Below are 21,014 nucleotides of genomic sequence, written 5' to 3'. Positions count from 1 at the left end.
TCTACCACTGATACTCTTAAGTGTGAGCTGGGGCTCAGTCTTGTTATCTTGGAAGTATAAGCCGATAATTGTGTATCGGGCTGTAATTGTGGCATGTTTTGTCCTTGCTATCATTCTCTTTAGAATGGGACAGAAGCTAGGTAGATTTCTCTTCACCGCAATCGTGGTTGGCTTGATTGTGCTATCCTTCTTTGCCACTTTAGGTGGTTCTGTCTATCGAGGGGCTATGAAAAAATACAGGTTGATTCAGCAGGTATCTCAGTCAGATCTTGATGAGGATAAACCTGATAGCGATGATCTCAAAGACTACGAAGATGAGTCTGCGATTTATAACTGGACGGAAGAAGATTTTGAAAATCTGAAACCCAAGGCTGATACCTTACGTTCGATTATTAAAAGTCATGGTAAGGGCAATTATGTCGAGATGGAGTCTAGTGGTCTCAAGGTGAGATATGACCGTGGAGATGGCAATGAGTATAGTGATCTCTCTTTTGTGAAGGATGAAAAGGGACGCTTTGTCTATGATGGTGGAACAGCGACTTATCCACTTGATGGCGTCACTGAGGTTGATAACTATAGCAGTAATTGGACGGAAGAGCAGATAAATAGCTTACGTACTAAAGACCAAGACTATCTGGGTCCAGCAACATCCTTGTTTGAGGTAGTGAGGGAACATTCTCAGGCAAAAAGGTCCTGGAGAAGTATCAACGTCCATTCATCAGGAATCATACATAAGTCAGTTGATCTTGATTACACTGATCAGAATAGTCCTATTGAGAAAGCACAATTGTTAAGACTATCTTTTGAGTATAACGAAAAGAAAAAGGACTATTATTTGAGCTATAATTCTGTGGCTCGTTGCTACTAGGGATGACTATCTATGATAATGAATAACTAAACAGCAATTTTTTAGTAATAAGGGGTTTGATTATAAAGGGGGATTTTATAATGACAGCATCAAAAACCAAACGTCTCTTGTATTTTATGTCCGAATTAGAAAAGGGAAATGACATTTCAAAAACGGACTACCTAGCTCGCTTTGGCATAAGTGAGCGTACACTTAAAGAGGACGTGAGTGAACTCAAGGAAAATTTGACTGAGTTACGTCCAAATATGAAGGTTAAGTATTCCAGAAAATACGGTTCCTATCATGCCCAGTATGAACAGGGCTATGGTAACCTTAAATACAATCAGGCAGTTATCCTATCTAAGATTCTTTTAGAGAGTCGTGCCCTTCGAAAGGATGAAGTAGCAGAAATTATCAACATCTTTGTTGAGAGGGCTGTAGACGACAAGGAGCGCAGACGTATCAAGCGATTGACTGAGCTAGAACTAGATAGTTATCAAGAACTTAAGATTTATCAGGATCAAGATAAGTCACTCTTACCAGCTATTTCAGCCATTTTCGATGCCATTGTGGACCAACGTCCTTTGTCTTTTAGTTACCGTAAGCCAGGAGAAAAAGTGGAGGAATATAAGGTTTTTCCAATTTCAGTCATTTTTGATAACCATTATTTCTACTGTATTTCATACAAACTGGATGATAACTTTACTTGTGATTATCAGTTCTCTGAAATCCGTTATTTCCGTGTTGATCGTTTTCAAACCATTCACAAATCTGAAAATGATTTGGCTTTCACGTTAAGTCCAGAACAAGAAGCCCGTCTTATTACAGATGAGCAGGTGCGTTATCAGGCTTTCTCAATGCTTTCTGGTAATGAGTGGGCTCGAATTACCTTTGAGTATAAAGGACTTTACCGTGATGTCTTGGAATCCGATATTCCAAAACTTAAACTGCTAGAGGAAAGCGCTAGTGATGGTGTTGATCAGGTTCGTTATGAGATTGAAACCTTTAGTTTATTAGGCTTTCAAAAGTATATTCAACGCTTTGATGGAGATTTTGTTTTCCTTAAGATTGAAGCAATGGATAATTAATGAAAAAGGCATTCGATTATCCGAATGTCTTTTTAAATCTGACAAAAATAGTATAATTGTGTTAAAATAGGAATACGGAAGCGTTATCATTTTCATAAGGAGGGAAAATATGAAAGAAAAGAAAAAAGAAATGCAAAAACAAGTCTTAACTCTTCTAGGAATCTTGATTTTTGCCTTTGTCAATGTGTTTATCTTTGATAATAAGATGGGCGCTGGTTTTTCTGCCTTCTCAACTATCACCCTGATGAGTATTGGACTCTTGTCTAAGCGCACCAGTCTGCGAGTTTTGGCTATTATTTCCTATCTCATCAATGTGGTAGCAGCCGTTTTTGGCTTCAACTATGTTGGTTTTCTAACAGCAGTTCAGGCCATTGAACTTATCTTCGTTATTTGGTATCTTTACCCACGTGACACGTTTTTGAGACGAGATACAACTGATAAATACACTTACCGCTATCGTTGGATTCATTTGCTTTTGACGGTTTTAATCTCAATTGGAGGTTATATCGTTTTTGCAGTTGTTTCTAGTATTTGGGATGGTTCCTTCCTAGAATACGGTGGGAACACAGCTCTCATCTTTGCTATGCAATATTTGCTCTTTTTGAGCATTACCAAGTCGAGACAAGATGAACCGACCAAGGTTGCCCATTTGTTTCAAAAGGAACGCCGTACTAAGGAAATGAAAGCGGCAATAGAGGCCGAACGCCAAGCCAAAGAAAGAGCACTTGCACAAGCCTTCGAAGTACCTTTGAAGGCACCAAGTCAAACAGCTGCAAAATTTGGTAACAACATGGTCAAATTTGCATCTGTCTGGCTATTGGTAATGGACATGTCCATCTTGGCTTACTTCTTCCGTCCAAATGATGTTGGTTTCGGGTTTGGCGCCTTCTTTGTACTCTTGACTATTGTCTTGTCCTTGATTTTCAAATCTGAGGAAGACAAGGAGGATGTTTTCTCTATCATCTATCATAAGGTTCGTCCTATCCAACCTATTTTCTTCATTTTGCTTTTGATTGCCCATGCGCATAAGTTTAGCTATGGTGCTGCTTACGCTCTATTGTTCTCAGCTGCCTATTTCTTCTGGGCTATCAATAAGATTAATATGAAGACTCTCTTGACCTTTACAGTCATCATTTATTTCTTCCCAGTCTTTGGTTACCTTTCTAACCCTTACCGTCTAGGTGCTGAAAACCTTAAGATGGTAGGTGAACTGGTGACAGATCGTGATAAGTCTAATACCTTCTATCTTGGTCATTATTGGTCACTTTTAGGCTTGCAAAGCGATGGTGAGTATGAAGGAGTCCCTGCTTCTTGGCAGGCTGCTAAGTTCGCTGATATTCAGACATTCTCTGATGACAGTGATATCACTTCAGGTGTCTTCCAAGTGAATAGTCACAATGACTATGATTATGATTTACATTTAACAAATAACAAGGGCACCATTGAAGTCACAACTGGCTCTGGAAAAGATAAGAAAGAATACCAGTTCACAGACTTTGCCAGAACCTATTATCGATATGAAAAATTGAAAAAAACAGATAACCAAAAGCGTTATAAAGATTTTTACAAGATAGGTACTGTTTCGACTAAGTTGGGAACCTATAATCTTTACCTCGAAATGAATCAAGATTGGGTTGATGAGTATCAGAAAGATCCTACTAATGTTGACTACCGTTTGCTTATTTCTGGTGATAAACTGACACCAAGAGAAGCTTACAAGAAAGCATATCATTACTAAAAAAATATCTCTGCACATTGCAGAGATATTTTTGTTTTTGTTAGTCTTTATATCCACGTTTAGCTAGCTCTCGTACCAGGACTGCTCCCAAAATCGCAGGCACTAATTGTCCTAAGAGGAGATTAATAACGAGAGCAAAATAAGGAAGTTTGAGCAAGGCACTAAGCCAGATTGGTACCACTAAGGCAGGAACGAGTAGGATTGGAAGGATGATGAACCAGCTAGATAACTTAGCTTTACGGATGAGGTAGATGCTACCAGTTGTTAAAAAGCTAGCACAGAAACCACCAACCACGTCAATCAATCCCAATCCGCCAAAAGAGTTACCAATAGCATTGGCTATGCTGATAGGGAATACCAAAAATGGAAAGATATAAGTTAATCCATATAAAGCAGTGGCCAGACGCATCTGAACCGCACCAAAGGAAACGGCTTGTGAAGCAAAGAGAATAGCGATATAAAGGGCCATCATTATAGCTGACAGAACAAGTTTTTGAGTGGTATTAAGTTTGGTTTTCATAATTTCTCCTTAATTGGACATAGTAAAAGAGTAGCAGGTCTACTCTTTTTGTGATTTATGTCTAGAGATACTTTATAAATCAATCTCTAAGACAATAGGTGTGTGGTCTTGGCGATCCCCAGAGTCAATCATGTCTGACTTTGTAACCTTATCGGCAATACGATTTGAAGTCAACCAGTAGTCGATTCTCCAGCCTGTATTGTTGATTTTAGATGTTTTGCTACGTTGAGCCCACCAAGTGTAGGCTCCTGTAACGTCGCCATTGAGGTGACGGTAGGTATCTGTGAATCCTTTGGCAAGGAGGTTAGTGAAGCCAGCACGTTCTTCATCTGTAAAACCAGGTGAACGACGATTACTTGAAGGGTTAGCCAAGTCGATTTCCTTGTGGGCAACATTATAGTCACCAGTCGCAAGAACGGGTTTCTGAGCGTCCAATTCAGCTAGGTAATCCGCATATTTTTCATCCCATATTTGACGTTCAAGTAGACGTTTGAGGCCATCACCAGCATTTGGTGTGTAGACCTGTGTCACAAAGAAATTGCCAAATTCGAGAGTTATGATACGCCCTTCACAGTCCATGGTTGAAGGTGCTCCGATTTCAGGATAGGTAATGACTGGATTCAGTTCTTTTTTATACAAGAACATGGTTCCAGCATAACCTTTACGGGCAGGTTCAACAGATGAACGCCAAGTATTGTCATAGTCAGGGAAGTAGTCTTCCAAGATTTGCAAATGCTTTTTAGTCGGACCTTTGGCAGACAGTTTTGTCTCTTGAATAGCAATGATATCTGCATTTTCGGCGACTAAAGTGTCGATAACAGCACGTGATAATTGAGCGCGTGCAGAATCACTAGTAAGAGCGGCGTTTAGGGAATCAATATTCCAAGAAATTAATTTCATGTGTACAGTTTCCTTTTTTGAATCTTTCCTTTCTATTGTAGCAGAAAATAAGGTGTCAGGCGAGTTATGGGCTTGATAAGGGAAGCTAGGAGGAGTATACTAATCTTAGATTGAGAGGTACATATTAATGAAAAAGCAATCGTACATTTATTACTTGTTTTGGGTGCTCTTGTTGATACAAGTCTTTCTTACAATCATGATTTGGTGGTCACAGGGGCTAGTGCTTCCTCTTGTTATTTTTCCGGGGATGAGTTTCTTCTTCCTGCTTTATTTAAAGTACCTCTTAGGCTACAACCTTAATCAGTCTCCTTCAGAACCCTTATTTGTCCTCCGTAGGTATGGCCTTGGAACTGGTTTAAATCCCAAAAATCCCCTAGGCTATAAGATTAGTCTCCTACTAGTTGTGGGTGTTTTAGTTTTACTTTTCTGCCTAACCCTATTAGTTTTTCTTGGAAAATAGAGTCTTAGGTTTTTTTATTTGTAATTATCACTAACTAGTTATAATGTATTCTCATAACAAATAAAAGAATTACTGGAGGAAAGATTTATGACGATTGAACTTGGCATTTCAACTTTTGGAGAAACAACCCTCCTAGAATCGACTGGAAAATCTATCTCTCATGACCAACGTATTCGAGAGCTCGTTGAAGAAATTGAATTGTCTGCTCATTCTTGGGGATGGATTGAAGAAAATAATTTCCAAGCGATAGAAAATTATTTTTATCCAACGAAACAAACGGTGGATAACATTGCTAAGGATCGCCCACATTGGTCTGAAATGACTAAAAAGCAGTACTATGCTAGTGTTGGACCAAACGGAGCCATGTTCGTTGGGGACCCCGCTCACGTCGCTCAAAAAATCATTCGTATTATTGAGGATTTACAGCTAGATCGCTTCATGCTTCATCTCCCAATTGGTTCTATGCCACATGAGGCTGTTCTAAAGGCTATTAAACTTTATGGTGAAGAAGTGGCGCCGATTGTTCGTCGTTATTTTGAAAATAAAGGATAATAGGTTGAAGGTAAGCCTCAAGTTCTCTCTACTATTGTCATCATCCCTGTTCTATGATAGGATGAAAGGTGAAATGATAAAGAGAAGAGGAAAATTATGCGAAAGCTGTCAGAAGCAGAATGGATAAGTCGTTTTGAGCAAGTTCAGGGGCGTAAACCGAAACCCGATGAACTACAATTAGCTTATCAGTCTGGCCTTATTGGAATCTCGAAAAATTATAATTATATTTATATTCTTCTGGGGGCTCTAGTAGCGATCGTCGTTGGCATTGGCTTGACTCTAGTCTCTAGTTCAATGAAGAACGTCAAACAGACTAGGTCGTCTGCCACAGTGGCTAGCTCGATATTCTCATCGACAGATAAGGCTAATGCCAAGCCAAGTACGTCATCAATCGAAAATGCGAAGACGAGTGAATCTAGCAGTGCAAGTATTGATACACCTGACGCTAACCATGCTAAGGAAGCCTATACTGAAAATCCACGTTGGACCAATGACAAAGCTAGTCGCCTTGCTAGTTTGATGGTTTCTTGGGGCAATCAGATGAATCAGCCAGGATACAAAGAAATTACCAATGAAGCCTCTTCCTTGCCTATCCGTTGGATGTCGGATCATAACCAGACTGTGGATGCTACTTATGCTGCAAATGGTAATAGCAATTCGGAGTATACCATTGTTTCGGTATACGAGAGATGGGAAAATGTATCTGTTCACCGTTATTTCTTTACCATTAAAAAAGATGGGACTCCCTTTGTTCTTTATTCACCAACTACTAATGGTGGTGTCTATTATGTCAAAGAAACAGAAAATGCAGACCTTAAATCAGGATATGCAGACATTGTAAACAATTAAAAAACTAGGAATCCGACTGGGTTCCTAGTTTTTACTTTGAAGACAAGTCAAGCTGTGCTCAACTCTTTTACAGCCATTCGCTCTTATTTAACCTTCTTAGCTAACATGGTTGCAAATTGAAGGGCGATGGGATTGCCATATTCATCCAAACGGTGAAGGTGACCAAGATTTTCGTTATACTTGACTAATTCCCAGTCACTATAGTAGTTTTTCAACTCACCTTCTTCAAAAGTAAATGAGAAAGGCATGGTACAAGGGTGCTCCTCAGTGTCCATGGCACAAACAATTAGGTTGTAACCACCGACAACAGTACGCTCTTGCATATTCTTGATAATAGCCGGAATTTGATCGGGATCAAGGAACATAAAGACGACTGTTGAGAGGATGAAATCAAAGGTCTCAGACTCAGGAAGAGCAGCAGCATTGATATCGTAGTAGCCAGCTCTAACATTGTAATTTTCCTCATCTGCAATCATTTGGATGCGTTGTGTAGCTTCGTTATTAACATCAACGGCTGTAACATCATGCCCAAGAGATGCCAAATAAAGAGCGTTACGACCGTGACCACAGCCTAGGTCAAGGGTGCGACCAGGTTTGATATGGCCAGATTGGACTGCTTCAAGAACCTCAGAGTGGGCTTTAGTATCATACTTTTTAGCCATGTAGTCCTCAGGTTTACAGTAAAAAGAAAGATAGCATTCCAAATCATCTGATGCAGCAGCGATGCGATGCCAAGCTTGTGGTTCAACAAAAGGAATCTCTGTCTCGGGGGTAAAGAGGTGCTCTGCAGTAACCTCCCCCTCTTCATCTAATTCGTAGAAGTGAAGAGATCCTGATAGAATGGTCAATTTAGCCCAAGTTCCCACCTTAGTATTGTGTTTTTGCGTTACCATTTCTGGCAGTGTTGTAGCTGTCCAGTTTGGTAAACGTTTGTAGCAAAGAAGTTGCTGATCTATAGTCATTTTATGAGTTCCTTTCAAACGGTATGACTCTATTATAGCAAAAGTATGGAAAAAGAAAAAAGGCCTAGCCGGGTGAGCTAGACGATTTTCTTGTGAGAGATCTGATAATCTAGGAATGGGGAAAAGTGTTTGGGGAAGATAGGTATAAATGTTAAGAAGGGTTCCTAGACTATTTAGAAAACGTTTATGAGAACAATAAGTTTTAAATAATAGAATACTTATCTATAACTCATTAGGTCTCTCTTTACATTATCTATTGTACCAAAAAAATTCAGAGAAAACTTACATATTTTTTAAATTTGTAAAAAAATCATGAACAGTCATTTTCTGGTCCTGAATGGTAATTTTGTGAAAATTTTTCTGAGTGTTTACAAATCTACTGGGATAATATCGATGACTATGTCCTTTAACTACACTAAAAAACGCCTAGCTGCTGTTGCTAGACGTTCTTTATTAGGAGAGATCTGGAAATCTAGGAATGGGGGAAAAGTGTTTGGGGAAGATAGGTATAAATGTTAAGAAGGGTTCCTAGACTATTTTTATTCTGCTTATGAGAATAATGAGCAAAAACTAACAAAGTTGAGTTTTCTAACTCATCCGGTCTCTCTTTACATTTTCTATTTTACCAAAAAAAATGAAGAAAACTTTACATAATTCTAAAATATGTAAGAAAAAATCGTGAACAGTCATTTTCTGGTCTTGAATGGTCATCTCACTTGTATAAAAAAAGCAGAACCTGATAGGTCTGCTTATATTTGTAGTGATAGTGTAAGAACTTAAATCTTGCTATAGAGTTTCTTAACATTGTTAATATCAACAGGTTGGATACTTGTCTTACCACCTTTAGGTTCCATTACAGAGGCAACGGCACTGTTGTGTTCAAGTCCAATTGAGTGTCCTAATTCGTGTTGCGCAGTGTTAAGGAGTTTCCCACCGTTCTTTTGGTAATAATTGTTTTGAACATGGAAGGTGTTCAAGTAAACAGTAGCATTACTATATTGCTTAGTTGGGAGGTAGTAAGTAGAGTAGGTAACTCCAAGAGGAGCTGCCACATTACCTTCATAACGTTCATCAGCAATGATGTTGGCTTTTTGTTTATCGTTAGTGAGCAAGAAATTAAAGGCACCAGTGTTATTCCAAGAAGTGATAGCCTGTTTGTAGGCATTCACGATTTCAGGATTTTTAGCATTGATGAAAACTGTCGCTTCCTTGCTTGACCAGTGAGGAGTATCGTAATTCTCTTTTACGAGTTCGTTATTCTTTTGCCATACTTGAGCAATTCGGTCCACTGGTTTAGCAGGTTGGATAGGAGTGGCTTTAGGAGCTGTCGTTTTAGTGACAGTCGTTGTTGGCTTCTTAGGTTGTGTCGTTGTAGAAGTCGCTGGTTTGTTTACAACAGTCGTTGGTTTCTTAGGTTGAGTTGTAGATGTTGTAGGTTTGTTAGCAACTGTGGCTGGTTTTTTAGGTTGACTAACAGCAGGAGTTGATTGTTTAGATTTTGGTGTAGCTGTTGTCGTTGGTTTTGTAGAAGGTGTTAATGGTTTTGGAATATAAGTAGATAGAATCTTATGAACATTACCATTATTAATTTCTGTTGAAACCCATGTGGCACCATCTTTTGACCAGGTTTGTGCTTGAGCGACAGTTTCGGTCTTTGGTTCAGACTGGTTTTCTACAGCCTTATGATTGCTATCTGTATTTGTCGGAATTCTAGTCTCATAGGTTTTGATTCCAGTCTGGCTGTCGACAGTACTGCTAGCTGTTTGACTATTTTGTTTCAATTCCTCAAAAGTTGGAGTGTTTGTGGGAGTTTGTTCATAGTCATTTTCATGTGTATGAAAATCATCCACAGAGGTATGTGATATAGTAGTCACAGTAGTAGGTGTTTCAGTAGAAACACCTGTTTGAGCGATGGTATTTGTAGTTGTACCTGTTTCAAGTTCGGAAAATGTTTGAGCCTGGTTAGGATCTGAAACATAGGTTTGATCCGCAGAGGCATACTGAGGACTTCCTACAAGAAAAGCACTAATTATACCGACAGTTGCAAGGGTCAACAAGGTCTTTGTCTTAGTCCCTTGCGTTTTAAAAGAATGTAACATAACTTTCTCCTTTTTAATTTAAAACAAAAACAGTTCTCATGATAACACCTAAAAATGAATATAAAGTGACAATGGGATAACAATTGTTTTATAAATGAAATTAGGTGAGATAAAAAGACTTTATGCTGTGAAAAAAGGAATATTATCCGATTAATTATGATAAAATGTTAGGTAGGTATATTAAAGTATATTAGAAAGAAAGAGGGAAATAAGATGCTTTCTATTATCGTCCTTGAAGATGATGCCTTGCAGCGTCATCGTGTTAGTCGTTTATTGGACGAAGCAGTTGAGGAGTCGAAGGCCGTTGTTGATGGGATTACCTTTTATGAGCAGGGTCAGGAATTGTTAGATACTGACAGGGATTCAGGTAAATCCATGGTTTATCTTTTGGATATTGACCTCAAGAATCAGACCAAGCAGGGACTAGATATTGGCTTGGAGATTCGAAAAGAAGATTTAAAGGCACAAATTGCTTTTGTAACGGCCTATTCCGAATTTATGCCTTTGACCTTTCGTTATAAGATTCAAGCCCTTGATTTTGTAGATAAATCCATGGACGATGTGGATCTTAAGAGAGCCCTAGTAGAACTATTAGATTTTGCTCAGTCACAGGTTGAACAAGAAACTAAGGCTCAGAGCCTAACTGTCAAAACAGATAAAAATGATGTCAATCTTCCTTATGAAGATATTTTATATATTGAGACAGCTCCGGTACCCCATAAGTTGATTGCCCACACCAAGTTAAACTTGGTAGAATTCTATGGAAAGATTGCAGAGGTAGCAAAGTTGGATGACATTTTCTTCCAAACGCATCGCTCCTTTGTTGTCAATGTTAGCAATGTCGCCAGCGTTGATCGTACAGCTAATATGGTATTTTTTGAGGGTGACGAGTCTTGTCTGCTCTCGCGCACACGTAAAAAGGAATTTTTGGAACGGTTGAAAAACCGTTAAAGTTTTAGCTCTCCTTTTTTCTCTAATTGTTATTGAAATTTTTCTGAAATTAGAGATAACTATTCAACTTTATCTCATTTATTATCAGGAATTATGCTAGAATAGCAGTATGACCTTTTGTTGTTTATTTAGAATCTTTAGAAGGAAGTGGCTAACCATTAAATGATACTCAATTTACAAATTGCATTAGAGTTTCTTTTGCATTTCATCGTTATACAGTGGATTTACGAAAAGACTAGCCTGGTTAGGATACCACGTATGATTCTTCCTATTGCGTTCCTAGTTGAATGTATAGGGGGAATACTGGGGATGTCATATAATGTCGGTTTGTCCTTTATGACACCTTTCTACCTTCTTTTCTATGCTTATTTCTATGGCAAGGAAAGAACCACCAATATGTTGGCGTTTTATGCCTTCTATCCTCTTGTTCTTTATCTTTTGATTTTTAATGGTTATGCCTACTTTTTGATGCCGGGATTTGGTATCACATCGGATTTTCTTAACAAAAGTTATCTTTATTTTATTTTCTTTGACCTTTTAATTATTCCAACATTTGTTGCTCTTTCCAAACTTCTTAATATTGATTTTAAATATTTGAGGGTCTTGGAACGAGATCGCAAATTTGGTCGGATTATGTTCTTCACTAACTTTGTTTTGATTAGTTATGTGATTCTGAACTATTCCGTAGTTGTGGCTTCGCGTTTCTTTGATTTGTACTATGCTGGCCATATTATAACCTTGATTGGATATATTGCGATTCTTTATGCTGTTTACAGTGTCAATAGATATGCAGATGAGTACTTTGAAAATGAGCGAAAAAAAGAAAATCGTCGTCACTTGGATGACCTAGAGAAGTATTCTGAGCAGGTTGAAAGCCTTTACGAAACGTTACGCAGTTTCCGTCACGACTATACTAATGTCATGATTTCGCTTAATGAAGCCATTCAGATGAAAGACATTGACCAGATTAAGATGATTTATGACAGTGTCCTTAAAGATTCTGCATCAGATCTGAATCAGCAAAAGTTTGATTTAGCAAAACTAACACGAGTGACCAACATGCCACTCAAGAGTCTTCTATCATCTAAATTGGCTGAAGCTTTTGATAAGGGAATTCAATGTCATGTTGAGGTTGAAGAAGGTGTTTTCTTCACGGAAGTGCGTGCTCTAGACTTGATCACAATCATATCCATTCTTTGTGACAATGCTATTGAAGCTACTGTATTGGCAGATAAACCAAAATTATCTATTGCTATCTTTAAGATGGGAAATCAATCAGTTATTGTTGTTGAAAATTCAACTAAGGAAGCTTATATTGATGTAACTCCTTTGAAACAAAGAGGATTTTCAACAAAAGGAACAGGTCGAGGGTTGGGCTTGGCAAATATCGAAGAGATTCTCTTTAGATACGATAATGTCACGCTTGAAACGGAATCAGCACAACACCGTTTTGTCCAATTATTGTCTATTACACCAAAAGAAGATTAATGGGGATTTAATAAGAATTTTTAGAATTCTTATTAATCCCTATTTTTATGTTAAAAAGTATGGTAAAATAGGGAAGTTAATCATGTGTTTTTTAATTCAGGGGGATTTATTATGTTGAAAGACGAATGGTTAGAGTACTTTGAGGCTGTGAATGGCCGAAAACCAAGACCAATCGACTTTAAAGAAGCCTTGGAACGAGGAGAGTTTGTTCTCTCTGAAGGTGCAGAGGCTAACCAAGTAGCTGATCAAGGAGAAACATCAGCTGACCAACAGTTTGAAGAAGGAACCGCAACTGCCAGAGCACTAGCCCAGTCTCAGAAAGAGCGTGACAACGCGCAAGAGGCTATGGCAAATGCGGCCCAAGAAAAGCGGAAGGCCCTATCTCAAGAGACTGTTGGTCAAGTAAGAACCATTCAGTCGGGCCGTCAGGCTGAGGATATTCAAAAAGAAGAGGAACAACGTAAACGCGTCGCAGAGGCTAAGGAGCGTTTGGCAAGTTATGCGCCAACCCGTCCAGATGCAGGAAATCATTCTGTTAATACCTCGAGTGAACCTAATCAATCTATTCCAGTTTTCAGTAACCAAGCACAGCATCTTGGATTGTCTGAGGATTTGACAAAACTTGATCATAAGGAAGAAAAAGCAGCTAAGAAGCTTGCTCGTCAAGCTGCTCGTGATAAGAAAAAGGCTGAAAAATTAGCTGCTAAAGCTAAATCTAAGGAAGAACAGACAGTTGCCAAACTAGAAAAGAGATTGGAAAGTCAGGTTCGTCTTCTCGAAACGATTCAAAACGCTAATCAAAAATCGCAAAAGGCCAAAAATTGGGGTAAAGGAGCCTTGATATCTAGTCTTGTTGCTGTTGTTTTGATGTTGCTTGTCGGTGGTGTCTACGGTTTTTGGCGTAATGCTTCGGGGAACATTGAGGGGACTTGGGAATTAAAATCGTCTAAGGTCTTGGATGAAAATTCTGGAAAGTTAACCAATGCTCTGAAAGAACATGAAGATAAAGATGAAATTTACGTCTCTTTCCTTAAAGTTGATCAGTCTAATAATTTACAAACACATTCTTACTTTTATAAAAAAGGTGAGGAGGATCAGCCTACTTTTACAGCTTCAGATTATTTGAAGGAATATCAAGTTGTTGATCAGTGGAATAAATCGATCACCTATACTAAAGAAGTTTCAGAATTTAAGCGTGAGTTAACTAAAGTTGTCTCGCAACTTTATCCAAATGCAGATAAGAATCTAGTAGATTACTATATTTCGGATAACGTAGATAACTACCGACTCTACCGTAAAGGGAAACGCACCAAGTCCTATACTGTAAATAAAGATACCTTGGTTGTTTCTACCTACAACGAGGATGGCAAGTTGACCAGTCGTGATACTTACGAGAAAGTGTCGAAGGCAGCGGCTAAGGGTTTAGAAGCTGAATATGCTGGAGCAAAGGTAGCTTATGAAAAAAATCATAAGACTACGACTAAGAAATAGTCGAAAAGGAAGTTAGAGTTTGACTCTAACTTTTTTTGTAGAAATTTTAAGTCTGTCAAGTTTTTTTCTTGACACATAAAAATGATATGGTATACTAGTTAAGGTCGAGGGGCGATAAGTGCCTCCACCATAATAAAAAACTAAAGAAAAGAGATATTAAAAATGGCAGTAAAAATCCGTTTGACTCGTATGGGTTCTAAGAAAAAACCTTTCTACCGTATTAACGTTGCAGATTCACGTGCTCCACGTGATGGACGTTTCATCGAAACAGTTGGTACTTACAACCCACTCGTTGAAGAAAACCAAGTAACACTTAAAGAAGAACGTGTTCTTGAGTGGTTGTCTAAAGGTGCACAACCTTCAGATACAGTTCGTAACATCCTTTCAAAAGAAGGCGTTATGAAGAAATTCCACGAATCAAAATTCTCAAAATAATTTTTTAGCCTATGGATACCATTGAAAATCTTATTATCGCTATCGTTAAACCTTTAATTGCTTCACCAGATCAGTTGACCATCAAAATTTTTGACGGTCCTGAGTTTTTGGAGTACCATCTTGATCTTGCCCCAGCCGATATTGGGCGAGTTATCGGGAAAAAAGGACGTACTATTACGGCGATAAGAGCGATTGTCTATTCGGTACCTACTCAAGGTAAAAAAGTTCGTCTTGTTATTGACGAAAAAGAGAAAGCTTAAGAGGTGACCCTAGGGTTGCCTTTTTTGCATATTTTGGTTATACCTAGAAGTCTTTGGTATAATAAGAGCGTCAAAGCATTAAGCTCAAGGAAAAACTAGAAATCTAGTTTAGAGGTCAGCTTAATGACTAAGTTGAAGCATTAGCCTAAAAAAGGAGTAGTTATGACTTATCAGGAAGCGTTGGATTGGATTCATGGACAATTAAAATTTGGCATCAAGCCTGGCTTGGAGCGTATGGCTTGGATGCTTAAAGAGTTGGGAAATCCACAAGATAATCTCAAGGCTGTGCATATCGTGGGAACAAACGGCAAAGGGTCTACAGTCAATGCCCTACAAACCATTTTTACCCAGGCGGGCTATGAAGTTGGAACCTTTACTTCACCCTATATTATTGACTTCAAGGAACGAATCTCTCTTAATGGTCAGATGATTTCAGAAGAGGACTTACTTGACCTGGTTAATCGTGTGAAGCCTGTGGTTGAACGGCTGCCAAAAGAGACAGAGCATGAAAATGCGACAGAGTTTGAAATTATCACAGTCTTGATGTTCCTCTATTTTGGTCAGGCCCATCCTGTGGATATCGCATTCATTGAAGCTGGAATGGGTGGTCTTCATGATTCGACTAATCTCTTTAAGCCCTTGGCAGTCCTGTGTCCATCGATTGGTTTGGATCATCAGGCTATTTTGGGAAATACCCATGCTGAAATTGCAGCAGAAAAAGCTGGTGTTTTGAAGAATGGGGCTCCCTTTATTTATGCGACTGATCGTACTGATGTTCGAGATGTTTTCGAGAAGAAGGCGCGTGAAGAAGGGTCTAAGACCTATGAGCTGGGGAGAGATTTCACAGCTGAAGGGTCAAGCCATTCCTTTGATTTTACCTATGGAGAGCAAAGGTTAGATGATATAGTTTTGGCTATGGCCGGTCAACACCAAGTAGCAAATGCTAGCATGGCTATCATGGCTTCTTTATTGCTTCAAAAAGATTATCCTAAAGTAACTCTTGAACTCATAAAGGATGCCCTGGCTCATGCCCATTGGAGAGGTCGAACAGAATTTTTAAGACCTAATCTCATGATTGATGGTGCTCATAATAATGAGAGTGTTAAAGTTTTGATTGACTTGTTGCAATCAGAATATGCAGATAAGGAGATTGAACTTCTCTTTGCAGCTATTGACACCAAGCCTATTGACGGAATGCTTGCCCAACTAAAATCGGTTGGTGACTTGACTGTAACGAGTTTTGACTATCCAAACAGTGTTAAATTAGATAAATACCCAGAGGTTTATAAGCAGGTACCAGATTTCAAAACATGGATTAAAGAACATGTAACGACTGACAATAAGAAACTTTATGTGATTACGGGATCTCTATACTTTATTTCTCAGGTCAGAAAATGGGTTTTAGAGCAGGCAAGTGATGTTTAAGACTTGAAAGATGACGTTTAGGGGCGTATAATAACCCTCGTATGTTTTAAAAGCAAGGAGATCGCAATGTTTCAACGTCTGAAAAATATTTTAATCGGTGAACCTTTAACTCATGATGATAGTGGTGATGAACACTTATTGTCCAAGATTCAGGCCTTGGCCATGTTGTCGAGTGATGCGCTATCATCTATCGCCTATGGGCCAGAGCAAGTTATCTTGGTTCTGACAGCTGTATCTAGTGCGGCTATTTGGTGGTCAATCCCTATTGGGCTTTTGGTTCTCGTCCTTTTAGCCAGCCTTACCATCTCTTATAGACAGGTTATCAAAGCCTATCCTCAAGGTGGTGGTGCCTATATGGTAACGACGGAAAATCTGTCTCCTAAGTTTGGCTTGATAGCTGGTGGCAGTCTTTTGGTCGATTACATGTTGACAGTTGCTGTTTCAGTGGCCTCAGGTGCAGATGCCATTACTTCAGCCCTTCCCTTCCTTCATCCTTTCAATCTTGAGATATCAATGATTTTGGTACTTGTTTTGATGGTTATGAATCTTAGGGGAATGCGTGAATCGGCAAAATCTTTGATGATACCAGTTTATCTCTTCATTGTTTCGACCCTATTCTTGTTGGGATTTGGTTTCTTTCAAATTTTAATGGGTCATATGCCTTACGCAGCCACAGCACATTTAGGACAACCAATTACAGGTGTGTCATTGATTCTTATTTTAAGGGCCTTTACTTCAGGTTCTGCCTCATTGACAGGGGTAGAAGCTATCTCTAATGCGGTGCCTTTCTTTAAGAAACCTAAGGCCAAAAATGCAGCTTCAACCCTCTTTATCATGTCTAGCATTTTGGGGGCTATGTTTGCGGGAATCACCTTCCTCAACTGGTGGACAGGTATTACACCTCATGCAGGAGTAACCATCTTGTCACAAATGGCTAGAGAAATTCTCGGTCAGTCATGGATTGGTAGTATTCTATTTTACGTTTTCCAATTCTCTACTGCCATGATTCTTGCAGTAGCAGCTAACACAGGTTTTTCAGCCTTTCCGATGTTGTCCTTTAATATGGCGAAAAATAAATACATGCCTCACATGTACCTTGAAAAAGGTGCACGTATGGGATACTCTAATGGGATCTTGACACTTGCAATTGGTGCCATTACCCTTTTGTTTATTTTCCGAGGAAGTACGGAACGGTTGATTCCGCTTTACACCATCGGTGTATTTATTCCATTTGCTCTTTCTCAAACGGGGATGGTCATCCATTGGATTCGTGAATATGGTAAGGGATTCTGGAAACACTCTTTAGCAAATATCTTAGGTGCCCTCATTTGTTATGCTATCGTTCTCATTCTCTTCCTTTTCCGTTTAGGAGATATCTGGCCATTCTTCCCGATTATTGCAATCTTGATGTGGATGTTCCTTAAGATTAAAAAACACTATAATGGTGTTGCTCAACAGTTGCGTATTGATGGAGCGGTAGAAGAACACCATTATCAAGGAAATATTGTTCTTATCCTTGTTGGGAATGTTACCAAGGCTAATATCGGAGCTATTTCCTATGCACGTTCTATTGGTGACAAGGTTATCGCCATGCATGTATCTACTAAGGATACAGAGAACAAGGACAAGGAAACTGAACAAGAGTTTAAAAAATATTTCCCTGAAATCGAGATGGTTCATATCCAATCACCGTACAGCTCAATCACTCAGTCAACCATTCAGTATGTGGACGAGGTCGCTACTCAAGCTGAGAAGGATAATGCGACTCTGACAGTCATGATTCCTCAGTTTGTGCCTAAAAAATCATGGCAAACCATGCTTCATAACCAGATGAGTTTGCGATTGAAATATTACCTCAAATGGCGTGAGAATATTGTCATTTCATCTTATTCTTACCACTTGAAAGACTAAAAAATATAAGCGATGACAGCCTTTGTGAGGAGGTGAGTCTTCGCTTTTTTTGAGAATTAGGTAGCTAGGAAATTTTATTTTTTGCAAGAAAAATCCAGCAAAATAAGGTATAATAGATAGTATTATAACGTTGCAAGAGGAAATTATGGCAAATCAAGAAAAAGTAGAACAAGCAGTCTATCAACTATTGGAAGCTCTAGGTGAAAACCCTGAGCGTGAGGGACTTTTGGACACACCAAAACGTGTGGCTAAGATGTATGCTGAAATGTTTTCAGGTCTAAATGAAGACCCTAAGGATCAATTTACAGCTGTCTTTTCAGAAGTCCATGACGAAGTTGTCCTTGTCAAGGATATTCCTTTTTACTCTATGTGTGAGCACCATTTGGTTCCATTTTATGGTAAGGCCCATGTGGCTTATTTGCCAAGTGGAGACAAGGTGACAGGACTTTCCAAATTAGCGCGTGCGGTTGAAGTAGCTGCTCGTCGTCCACAGTTGCAAGAACGTCTTACCGATCAAGTTGCTACAGCACTTGAAGAAGCTCTGAATCCTCGAGGAGTTTTTGTCATGGTTGAAGCAGAGCACATGTGCATGACTATGCGAGGCATTAAGAAACCAGGAAGTAAGACAATCACAACTGTCGCTAAGGGCCTTTATAAAGAAGACCGTGAAGAACGCAAGGAAATTCTTTCATTGATGCGTGATTTTTAGGAGTTAAGATGTTTATTGGCAAACATGAGATTGCAGGTAAGGCCTGTATTATGGGAATCTTGAATGTCACCCCTGATTCTTTCTCAGATGGTGGCGATTTTGACACTGTAGAGGATGCGTTGGCCCAGGTTGAGCGTATGATTGCCCAGGGGGCTGCCATTATCGATGTAGGTGGCGAATCTACAAGACCAGGAGCAGAATTTGTGACTGAGGAAGAAGAGATTGCTCGTATCGTGCCAGTTATTCAGGCTATCAAGGCAAAATATGATGTGCTCATCAGTATTGATACCTATAAGACAGCTACTGCCAGAGCTGCTCTTGAAGCAGGTGCAGATATTCTAAATGACGTCTGGGCAGGACTCTATGATGGTCAGATGCTAGCTCTAGCAGCTGAAAAGAATGTGCCGATTATCCTCATGCATAATCAAAAAGAAGAAGTATACAATGATGTCACAGAAGATGTCTGTACATTCCTTAGTCAACGTGCCCAGGCCGCCTTGGAAGCAGGTGTGGCCAAGGACAATATATGGATTGATCCAGGCTTTGGCTTTGCGAAAAATGTCCAACACAATATTGACCTGCTAAAAGGTTTGGACAAGGTCGTTGACTTGGGCTATCCTGTTCTTTTTGGGATTTCTCGTAAGCGTGTTGTGGACTACCTACTAGGTGGAAATACCCAAGCTAAGGACCGTGATCAGGGAACGGCTGCTCTGTCTGGCTATGCTGTTAGCAAGGGCTGTCAGATTGTCCGTGTGCACAATGTTGATGCCAATCGTGATATTGTTAAAACTATTTCAGGAATTTTATGACACTAAAAAAAGCTCAATTGAGCTTTTTTTCTTAGTCTTGAATTGTCCAAACGCTGACAGATTTTTCAGAAACTGGGAAGTCTCCCCATCCGTCTTCGTCGATGGTTACAGTATCAGAGCAGTTTCCAAGAATGTCGTAGAAGGTTTGGCCGGCCCAATCACTACCAATTTCCATAGACTTGCTGTTAGCAGCATCATTAGAGATTGTTACAGCTAATGGAGAGCCATCTTCGTTGCCAGAGCGTGTCCATCCAATACAGTTTGGATCATCAAAGTAGTCTGTTTGCTCTCCGTAAGCTAGGTCTTTACGAGCGTAGAGCAAGGTATCTAGGATTTCTTGGAAATTTTCTTGGGCAAATTCACCTTCGATGCCATAGTAGTCACCATAAAATAGGCAAGGAAGACCGTCTTCACGGAGAAGGATGAGAGCATAAGCAGCTGGTTTAAACCATTCTTCAACAGTAGATTCTAGAGCTTGTCCGCGTTGAGTGTCGTGGTTGTCTACGAAGGTTACAGCATGTTCAGGATGATTTTTGACCAAGGAATGATCGAAAATTGTCGTCAAATCATAATCAGATCCCGCTGTGCTAGCGTTGTGTAGATTGTTGTGAAGCGGAACATCGACGAGGTCAAAACGTTTTTCAATCTTTTCAAGATAGGTATTATTATCTTCTTCATTACCATTCCAAAATTCACCAAAGACATAGAAATCCTGCCCTTGTTTTTCTTTGACATCACGGATAAAGTTACGCATGAAGAATGAATCGATGTGCTTGATTGCATCCATGCGGAATCCTTGAACACCTGTTGTTTCAACGAACCAATCTGCCCATTCGTAAATGTTTTCAATAACTTCAGGGTGTTTATAGTCTAGGTTAGCATACATAAGGTAGTCAAAGTTACCATTCTCATTGTCAACCAAGTCGTTGTCTGCCCAACCTTTGTTGTCACCTTGGATAAGATAGATGCCACTTTTATTACGTTTGGCATCGAAGTCAGTTCCGTTAAAGTGGTACCAGTGCCATTCAAAATCGTTGTAGGCTTTATTACGTCCGTCAAAGGTGAAGTGTGTCCAACCTTCGATTTCAAATGGTTCGCTGATTTCTTGGGTACGGTCCTCTGGGTCAACTTCGACCACTTCGAAGGTCTCGAGTTTATCGGCTGCTGCCTTGTGGTTAAGCACAACGTCGGCCATAGGTACAATACCAACTTCTTTGAGTTGGTTGATAGCATTGAGATACTCTTCTTTGAGGCCGTATTTGGTGCGGACTGTTCCTTTTTGGTCGAATTCTCCAAGGTCAAAGAGGTCATAGACTCCGTAACCAACATCATCTTTGTTGGTGGCCTTAAAAGCAGGTGGCATCCAAACGTGGCTGATGCCCAGGTCTGCTAAATGTTGGGCATCATCAGCCAAATTGTTCCAGTGTTGACCGTCACTTGGAAGATACCATTCAAAGTATTGCATTGCGGTTTGATTTGTCATAGTTTTTTCCTTAATTAGTTGAGATAGTCTTGCTTGT

Annotated in this window: 18 protein-coding genes and 1 pseudogene; 14 read left to right on the top strand and 5 right to left on the bottom strand. The window is 39.5% G+C overall.

Annotation, left to right across the window (positions count from 1 at the left end; all coding sequences use genetic code 11):
- The first annotated feature begins 124 nt into the window (after positions 1-124).
- The 3 genes from NSQ79_RS07955 to NSQ79_RS07945 all read left to right on the top strand — a co-directional run bounded on the left by NSQ79_RS07955 (position 125) and on the right by NSQ79_RS07945 (position 3,673).
- Positions 125-868 carry a hypothetical protein gene (locus NSQ79_RS07955; RefSeq protein WP_227862308.1) on the top strand — a complete coding sequence of 248 codons (744 nt, stop codon included), beginning with the start codon at positions 125-127 and terminating at the stop codon, positions 866-868.
- A gap of 80 nt (positions 869-948) precedes the next feature.
- Positions 949-1,935 (top strand): WYL domain-containing protein, encoded by a 987-nt coding sequence (locus NSQ79_RS07950; RefSeq protein ID WP_021143752.1) that lies wholly within the window; start codon positions 949-951, stop codon positions 1,933-1,935.
- Between the two features lie 109 nt (positions 1,936-2,044).
- Positions 2,045-3,673: a hypothetical protein gene (locus NSQ79_RS07945; RefSeq protein ID WP_021143753.1), complete on the top strand. Its 1,629-nt coding sequence runs from the start codon at positions 2,045-2,047 to the stop codon at positions 3,671-3,673.
- A 40-nt stretch (positions 3,674-3,713) separates the two neighbouring features.
- On the opposite strand, the gene NSQ79_RS07940 is transcribed toward NSQ79_RS07945, so the two are convergent.
- Both NSQ79_RS07940 and NSQ79_RS07935 read right to left on the bottom strand, forming a co-directional pair.
- Positions 3,714-4,193, bottom strand: coding sequence for a QueT transporter family protein (locus tag NSQ79_RS07940; RefSeq protein ID WP_064520968.1), 480 nt, complete (start codon positions 4,191-4,193; stop codon positions 3,714-3,716).
- A gap of 72 nt (positions 4,194-4,265) precedes the next feature.
- Positions 4,266-5,093: an exodeoxyribonuclease III gene (locus NSQ79_RS07935; protein WP_014634889.1), complete on the bottom strand. Its 828-nt coding sequence runs from the start codon at positions 5,091-5,093 to the stop codon at positions 4,266-4,268.
- A 646-nt stretch (positions 5,094-5,739) separates the two neighbouring features.
- Between NSQ79_RS07935 and NSQ79_RS07930 the strand changes: the two are divergent.
- Together NSQ79_RS07930 and NSQ79_RS07925 are read left to right on the top strand one after the other, a co-directional pair.
- Positions 5,740-6,105 (top strand): annotated as a pseudogene (locus NSQ79_RS07930) (LLM class flavin-dependent oxidoreductase); the annotation flags it as partial.
- A gap of 96 nt (positions 6,106-6,201) precedes the next feature.
- Entirely contained in the window at positions 6,202-6,954 is a 753-nt protein-coding gene (locus NSQ79_RS07925; RefSeq protein ID WP_014634886.1) for a DUF4767 domain-containing protein, read from the top strand.
- An 83-nt stretch (positions 6,955-7,037) separates the two neighbouring features.
- On the opposite strand, the gene tehB is transcribed toward NSQ79_RS07925, so the two are convergent.
- Positions 7,038-7,916: an SAM-dependent methyltransferase TehB gene (tehB, locus tag NSQ79_RS07920; RefSeq protein WP_014634885.1), complete on the bottom strand. Its 879-nt coding sequence runs from the start codon at positions 7,914-7,916 to the stop codon at positions 7,038-7,040.
- Positions 7,917-8,692: 776 nt separating this feature from the next.
- A complete protein-coding gene (locus NSQ79_RS07915) occupies positions 8,693-10,015 on the bottom strand; it encodes a matrixin family metalloprotease (RefSeq protein ID WP_339313481.1) in 1,323 nt (440 codons plus the stop codon).
- 213 nt (positions 10,016-10,228) lie between these two features.
- Here NSQ79_RS07915 and NSQ79_RS07910 point away from each other — a divergent pair, with 213 nt between their 5' ends.
- From NSQ79_RS07910 to folP, 9 genes are all read left to right on the top strand, one after another.
- A complete protein-coding gene (locus NSQ79_RS07910; protein ID WP_004183124.1) occupies positions 10,229-10,966 on the top strand; it encodes a LytTR family DNA-binding domain-containing protein in 738 nt (245 codons plus the stop codon).
- 309 nt (positions 10,967-11,275) lie between these two features.
- Positions 11,276-12,454, top strand: a complete 1,179-nt coding sequence (locus NSQ79_RS07905; RefSeq protein WP_004183121.1) for a GHKL domain-containing protein — start codon at positions 11,276-11,278, stop codon at positions 12,452-12,454.
- A 111-nt stretch (positions 12,455-12,565) separates the two neighbouring features.
- The gene (locus tag NSQ79_RS07900; RefSeq protein WP_049553626.1) at positions 12,566-13,945 is read left to right on the top strand and encodes a hypothetical protein; all 1,380 of its coding nucleotides are present in this window, start codon (positions 12,566-12,568) and stop codon (positions 13,943-13,945) included.
- A gap of 162 nt (positions 13,946-14,107) precedes the next feature.
- On the top strand, positions 14,108-14,380 hold the full coding sequence (rpsP, locus tag NSQ79_RS07895; protein WP_002884675.1) for a 30S ribosomal protein S16: 273 nt from the start codon (positions 14,108-14,110) through the stop codon (positions 14,378-14,380).
- Between the two features lie 11 nt (positions 14,381-14,391).
- Positions 14,392-14,640, top strand: a complete 249-nt coding sequence (locus NSQ79_RS07890) for a KH domain-containing protein (protein WP_014632751.1) — start codon at positions 14,392-14,394, stop codon at positions 14,638-14,640.
- 162 nt (positions 14,641-14,802) lie between these two features.
- On the top strand, positions 14,803-16,065 hold the full coding sequence (locus NSQ79_RS07885; RefSeq protein ID WP_084870981.1) for a folylpolyglutamate synthase/dihydrofolate synthase family protein: 1,263 nt from the start codon (positions 14,803-14,805) through the stop codon (positions 16,063-16,065).
- 66 nt (positions 16,066-16,131) lie between these two features.
- Positions 16,132-17,976, top strand: coding sequence for an APC family permease (locus NSQ79_RS07880; protein WP_164332050.1), 1,845 nt, complete (start codon positions 16,132-16,134; stop codon positions 17,974-17,976).
- Positions 17,977-18,121: 145 nt separating this feature from the next.
- Positions 18,122-18,685, top strand: coding sequence for a GTP cyclohydrolase I FolE (folE, locus tag NSQ79_RS07875; RefSeq protein ID WP_002884345.1), 564 nt, complete (start codon positions 18,122-18,124; stop codon positions 18,683-18,685).
- Between the two features lie 8 nt (positions 18,686-18,693).
- Positions 18,694-19,494, top strand: a complete 801-nt coding sequence (gene folP, locus NSQ79_RS07870) for a dihydropteroate synthase (protein WP_045771948.1) — start codon at positions 18,694-18,696, stop codon at positions 19,492-19,494.
- Positions 19,495-19,525: 31 nt separating this feature from the next.
- On the opposite strand, the gene NSQ79_RS07865 is transcribed toward folP, so the two are convergent.
- On the bottom strand, positions 19,526-20,977 hold the full coding sequence (locus tag NSQ79_RS07865) for an alpha-amylase (protein ID WP_175062645.1): 1,452 nt from the start codon (positions 20,975-20,977) through the stop codon (positions 19,526-19,528).
- Positions 20,978-21,014 lie beyond the last annotated feature (37 nt).

Origin of the sequence: Streptococcus sp. FSL W7-1342, from assembly GCF_037966635.1 — a bacterium.
GTDB lineage: Bacteria > Bacillota > Bacilli > Lactobacillales > Streptococcaceae > Streptococcus > Streptococcus salivarius_D.
This window is presented reverse-complemented; position numbering and strand designations above follow the sequence as displayed.

Coding starts and splice junctions, on each gene's coding strand:
- NSQ79_RS07935 (WP_014634889.1), bottom strand. CDS start 5,093: ATGAAATTAATTTCTTGGAATATTGATTCCCTAAACGCCGCTCTTACT.
- NSQ79_RS07890 (WP_014632751.1), top strand. CDS start 14,392: ATGGATACCATTGAAAATCTTATTATCGCTATCGTTAAACCTTTAATT.
- folP (WP_045771948.1), top strand. CDS start 18,694: ATGTTTATTGGCAAACATGAGATTGCAGGTAAGGCCTGTATTATGGGA.
- NSQ79_RS07910 (WP_004183124.1), top strand. CDS start 10,229: ATGCTTTCTATTATCGTCCTTGAAGATGATGCCTTGCAGCGTCATCGT.
- NSQ79_RS07955 (WP_227862308.1), top strand. CDS start 125: ATGGGACAGAAGCTAGGTAGATTTCTCTTCACCGCAATCGTGGTTGGC.
- folE (WP_002884345.1), top strand. CDS start 18,122: ATGGCAAATCAAGAAAAAGTAGAACAAGCAGTCTATCAACTATTGGAA.
- NSQ79_RS07905 (WP_004183121.1), top strand. CDS start 11,276: ATGTCATATAATGTCGGTTTGTCCTTTATGACACCTTTCTACCTTCTT.
- NSQ79_RS07865 (WP_175062645.1), bottom strand. CDS start 20,977: ATGACAAATCAAACCGCAATGCAATACTTTGAATGGTATCTTCCAAGT.
- rpsP (WP_002884675.1), top strand. CDS start 14,108: ATGGCAGTAAAAATCCGTTTGACTCGTATGGGTTCTAAGAAAAAACCT.
- NSQ79_RS07950 (WP_021143752.1), top strand. CDS start 949: ATGACAGCATCAAAAACCAAACGTCTCTTGTATTTTATGTCCGAATTA.
- NSQ79_RS07945 (WP_021143753.1), top strand. CDS start 2,045: ATGAAAGAAAAGAAAAAAGAAATGCAAAAACAAGTCTTAACTCTTCTA.
- NSQ79_RS07915 (WP_339313481.1), bottom strand. CDS start 10,015: ATGTTACATTCTTTTAAAACGCAAGGGACTAAGACAAAGACCTTGTTG.
- NSQ79_RS07940 (WP_064520968.1), bottom strand. CDS start 4,193: ATGAAAACCAAACTTAATACCACTCAAAAACTTGTTCTGTCAGCTATA.
- NSQ79_RS07880 (WP_164332050.1), top strand. CDS start 16,132: ATGTTTCAACGTCTGAAAAATATTTTAATCGGTGAACCTTTAACTCAT.
- NSQ79_RS07900 (WP_049553626.1), top strand. CDS start 12,566: ATGTTGAAAGACGAATGGTTAGAGTACTTTGAGGCTGTGAATGGCCGA.
- NSQ79_RS07925 (WP_014634886.1), top strand. CDS start 6,202: ATGCGAAAGCTGTCAGAAGCAGAATGGATAAGTCGTTTTGAGCAAGTT.
- tehB (WP_014634885.1), bottom strand. CDS start 7,916: ATGACTATAGATCAGCAACTTCTTTGCTACAAACGTTTACCAAACTGG.
- NSQ79_RS07885 (WP_084870981.1), top strand. CDS start 14,803: ATGACTTATCAGGAAGCGTTGGATTGGATTCATGGACAATTAAAATTT.